At 55.8% G+C, this 3881-nt stretch carries 5 protein-coding genes and 2 pseudogenes; 4 read left to right on the forward strand and 3 right to left on the reverse strand.

Features of this window, described 5'->3' with window-relative positions:
• From AC1D1Z_RS34840 to AC1D1Z_RS34850, 3 genes are all read right to left on the reverse strand, one after another.
• The coding region (locus AC1D1Z_RS34840; RefSeq protein WP_477853347.1) for a CDP-alcohol phosphatidyltransferase family protein at positions 1–239 on the reverse strand (239 nt) is incomplete at its 3' end.
• Between the two features lie 180 nt (positions 240–419).
• Positions 420–1307 (reverse strand): GHMP family kinase ATP-binding protein, encoded by an 888-nt coding sequence (locus AC1D1Z_RS34845; RefSeq protein WP_130654313.1) that lies wholly within the window; start codon positions 1305–1307, stop codon positions 420–422.
• A gap of 10 nt (positions 1308–1317) precedes the next feature.
• Positions 1318–2178 (reverse strand): phosphocholine cytidylyltransferase family protein, encoded by an 861-nt coding sequence (locus tag AC1D1Z_RS34850; protein WP_245489769.1) that lies wholly within the window; start codon positions 2176–2178, stop codon positions 1318–1320.
• Between the two features lie 286 nt (positions 2179–2464).
• Here AC1D1Z_RS34850 and istA point away from each other — a divergent pair.
• The 4 genes and pseudogenes from istA to AC1D1Z_RS34870 all read left to right on the forward strand — a co-directional run.
• Positions 2465–3244: pseudogene (gene istA, locus AC1D1Z_RS34855) on the forward strand (IS21 family transposase); the annotation flags it as partial.
• Complete coding sequence (locus tag AC1D1Z_RS34860) at positions 3224–3529, forward strand: SIR2 family protein (protein ID WP_197729038.1); 306 nt, start codon at positions 3224–3226, stop codon at positions 3527–3529. The pseudogene istA and the gene AC1D1Z_RS34860, both read left to right, overlap by 21 nt.
• Positions 3501–3599, forward strand: a pseudogene (locus AC1D1Z_RS34865) (IS5/IS1182 family transposase); the annotation flags it as partial. The gene AC1D1Z_RS34860 and the pseudogene AC1D1Z_RS34865, both read left to right, overlap by 29 nt.
• A 109-nt stretch (positions 3600–3708) precedes the next feature.
• Positions 3709–3881 (forward strand): transposase (locus tag AC1D1Z_RS34870; protein ID WP_477853350.1); only part of this gene is annotated, 173 nt, incomplete at its 3' end.

Genomic DNA, 3881 nt, shown 5'->3' on the forward strand with positions numbered 1-3881 from the left:
ACATCGCTCATCCCCGGTTGGCGATGGTGCATCCTGCGGGCAACCAGACCATCCAACGAATCTGCCAGGTGGCTCCAGAGAACGCATATCAGGGCGAGGTTGTATTTGCCCATCACTGCCATCGCGCATGCGGACATTGCTAAAAGAGCTCCGACGAACGTTATCGCGTTCGGCGGATCCAGGAGAATTCCCATTATGGGTTGGCGGCGTTCTTGTTCCATCGACGATACGTTGGTCATGATTGTTCCTCGTAGCCTTGTTGGCGAAGATCGGTGCTCGTGCATTGTCGAGTCCCAACTGGAACAAACGATGCTCCTCTGCCGCTTATGCAACTAAGCCGAGCAAGCTGCTTAAATTGCAATCCCTTACCACCAATTACCCGACCATCAATCGTCATTATGCTCTCCTCACCAACAATCTTAAACGGATGTTTGGCCAGACCTGAAAAATTCGGAGGACAGGTTTAACCGCAGCAATTCGCGTTGGATGTGCTCGACAGATTTATCTTCTTTCTCCAATCGCGGATCCAAGAACATGCCAACCATCCTCCCGCTGTGCGCAACTTGAAGGCCGAAGGCGTTCGTGGATTGGGACAGTTCCAAGAGCGAATCGAAGTGCGGCTGTGGCAGGTACCGCTGATTAATGACAGCGCTTCGCGTGGCCATTTCCCCCAATTCACCAAGGCTCCCGTTTTCTAGCGCTCGCCGTAGTAGCTTCCGCAGGTCTCCGAACTCCCTGATCTCGTCCCCTGTATATCTGGTCGGCGGATGGGCTAATGTGTCAACGGGGTGGTTAGGAGCTACGTTCACACTGATCAGCGAGAACTCGGGTATTCTGCTTTCGAAGCGCTCGAGCACAGTGCCCTCTCGCGGACAGATGAGCCTGGGATTTCCAGTAAACATGGTGCCGTCACTGGCCACCTCGGCTCGAACAGCTAGGCGAAAGATCGTGCTAGCCTCTAGCTGCAGTCCAAACAGTCGAGCCGTTGCGCGGATGGTCGCAACAACGTCCGTTGTTGATGAGCCTAAGCCGAATCCTTCTGGAATATTCGAATTCACGGTGACCTTGATTCCCCTGCCAGTATACCCGATCCCACCTAGAAGGAGCCTCGCCGCCGCTCCCGATTTTGTTTTGTGCTTAGGGCGGACGAGGACTTCGATGCCATCAATCGGCTCAGCGACGGCAATCGAGTACCGAGGTGGGAAGGGAAGCGTCACTAGGCCTCGGTGCAGCCGACTATCTTCGCCTCGGAAAACGCCTTGGAGGATTTCGCCGTGGTGGCCAATTGCAAAGCCGCTCGCGTACATGATAAACCTCTTATGATGATCGTAGCCAGTTGTTGCCGGCAGCCGCGACCCAGGATTCTGCTTCTTCGAGGTCTTCTGGGGTGTCGATCTCGAACGCGGTGACGTCGAAGCTCTCTGTCTCGATAATCCCTAGCCGGTATTTCGAACCGAGCGAGCGAGCGAGGATATCCTCATAGTAGAGTGCCGTTTCGCCTCCCGAAATCGCGTCCCTCATGTTTCGATAGAAATCGAGTACAAACTCGTTCGAGCGAAGGAGGTATAGGCTGATCGTCTTGCGATCGCTTGGAAGGGTTTCGTCGCAGTTGCGCGTGACAACTATGTACCACTCCCCATCCATCCCCCGCCGCAAGACAGTCCCCGTTTCTTTAGGTCGAAGTGGGCGGGTAGGAACCGTTATGTCAGCACCGTCCGGCTGCAACCAGTGGGCGGGAAAGTCGGAAAGGAGAACATCGCAATCCGATAGGATAACGGCTCTTCCAGGGACAAGCGCCAGGCCCAAGGACGTAATGTTGTTCTCAGATCGGTATCGAGGGTTTTCGACGATATCGATGTTCATCGCTCCCGAGGTGCTGCGAACGTGCGCGATCAACTTATCGCCGAGAAAGCCGACCACGACTGTTGCGTTCGAGACACCGGCCCGCTGCATTTGACTGAGGAGGCGTGACACCAATGGCTCGCCGGCGACTTCGATAAGCGCCTTCGGACGATTGGCGGTTAGATGACCGAGACGTCTTCCCATTCCAGCGGCGAGGATGATTGCTTCCGATATATTATGACCCGTTCGGGAAGAGCTATTCAGCTTAGCTCGGTGGCGACCCACCTGCCCATACTCGCCAGGTGTTGTCGCCGATCCATCATTGTTGTAAGCCATTGTCCACCTCCATACACTGATCTCCTCCACCCCGCTTAGGCTCGAGCTGCCATCTGTGGCGATGAAGAATCCGCTAATCACCTAGGCAAACCTCATGCCAAAATGGCAAAGTGCTTTGAAACAAGACCAGATAGACCCGGATGTACGACATTGTCAGAACTCTCGTAACTAGTGTGTTGGTTTCCACGCAGAAGTGAGCCGGTTAGGCGCATAATTTCCATTGAGAATTGAGCCATGTGAACCTTCCCCCAACGCGGTGAGCGGCGGGGGCAACGGAGTGATCCACATGGGACTTTTGAACATCATCCGCCGGATGGCGCTGCGCGAGAAGCAATCGATCCGAGAGATCAGCCGGCGCACTGGGCTGTCACGCAACACGATCGCGAAGTATTTGAGTGCCGGTACGATCGAGCCGACGTTCACGGTACCGGAACGACCGAGCAAGCTTGATCCTTTTGCCGACAAACTTGCTGGCTGGCTAAAGACCGAGGCCGGGAGGTCACGCAAGCAGCGCCGAACGCTGAAGCAGCTTCATGCTGATCTGATGGCTCTCGGCTTTACCGGATCCTATGGTCGGGTCGCCGCGTTCGCCCGTGACTGGCGGACTGAGCAGCAGACGGCGGGCCGCGGCATATTCGTTCCTCTGTCTTTCCGCCCAGGCGAAGCATTCCAATTCGATTGGAGTGAAGATTATGCCGTGATAGGCGGCGAGCGCACGAAGCTGCAGGTTGCCCACATCAAACTATCACACAGCCGGGCGTTTCTGATCAGGGCCTACCTGCTGCAGACGCACGAGATGCTCTTCGACGCTCACTGGCACGGGTTCCGCGTGTTCGGCGGCGTGCCTGGTCGCGGCATTTACGACAACATGAAGACCGCGGTCGATCGTGTCGGCCGTGGCAAGGAACGGCAGGTCAATATCCGTTTCCTCGCGATGACGAACCACTACGTCTTTGCCCCTGAGTTTTGCAATCCCGCCGCGGGTTGGGAAAAGGGTCAGGTCGAGAAGAACGGTCAAGATGCCCGACCACGGTTGTGGCAACAGATGCCGGACTTTCCAGATCTGGCGCAACGAAAGTCGAAGCCGGCGGTCGTCACGACTAACTTTGACACGTTTTTCGAAAGATCGCTGATGCAGTCATATTCGCCGGAGTTTGCGACCGCCGAGAGTGCCGCGGGACAGGATATTCCTGCGCCTGGAAGCAGCAGGTTCCATGGCATCGTCCATCTCCATGGAAGGCTCTCTGATCCTCAGCTGGGCCTTTCTCAAACCGAGTTGGTGCTGACAAGCGCCCAATATGGCGAAGCCTATCTTCGCGCAGGGGCCCAAACTCAAAGCACGACATTTTGACAATCAGAAGACTGAAGCGAAGATTGGCGTCCGTGTTCTTAACCGGATGACAGAGCTTGGCCGGCCCTAGTTCGAGCGCGTTGCATGAAAATGCAGTGGATAGGGGTAGCCTCTGTGACCTTGCCCCGTTGAAATAATCCATTTTGAAGTAAGCTCTGGCCCATTGAGAGGACCAGGGAATGAAGCGCAATCGTTTCACAGACGAACAGATCATCGGCATTCTGAAGGAGCACGAGGCTGGCGCGCCGGTCTCGGAGCTTTGCCGCAAGCACGGCGTCAGCGATGCCAGCATCTATAAATGGAAAGCCAAGTTCGGCGGCATGGACGTATCCGAAGCCAAGCGGCTGAAGAC

Source organism: Rhizobium sp. P1_E1, assembly GCF_056406015.1.

Coding starts and splice junctions, on each gene's coding strand:
- AC1D1Z_RS34860 (WP_197729038.1), top strand. CDS start 3,224: ATGCCGGACTTTCCAGATCTGGCGCAACGAAAGTCGAAGCCGGCGGTC.
- AC1D1Z_RS34850 (WP_245489769.1), bottom strand. CDS start 2,178: ATGGCTTACAACAATGATGGATCGGCGACAACACCTGGCGAGTATGGG.
- AC1D1Z_RS34845 (WP_130654313.1), bottom strand. CDS start 1,307: ATGTACGCGAGCGGCTTTGCAATTGGCCACCACGGCGAAATCCTCCAA.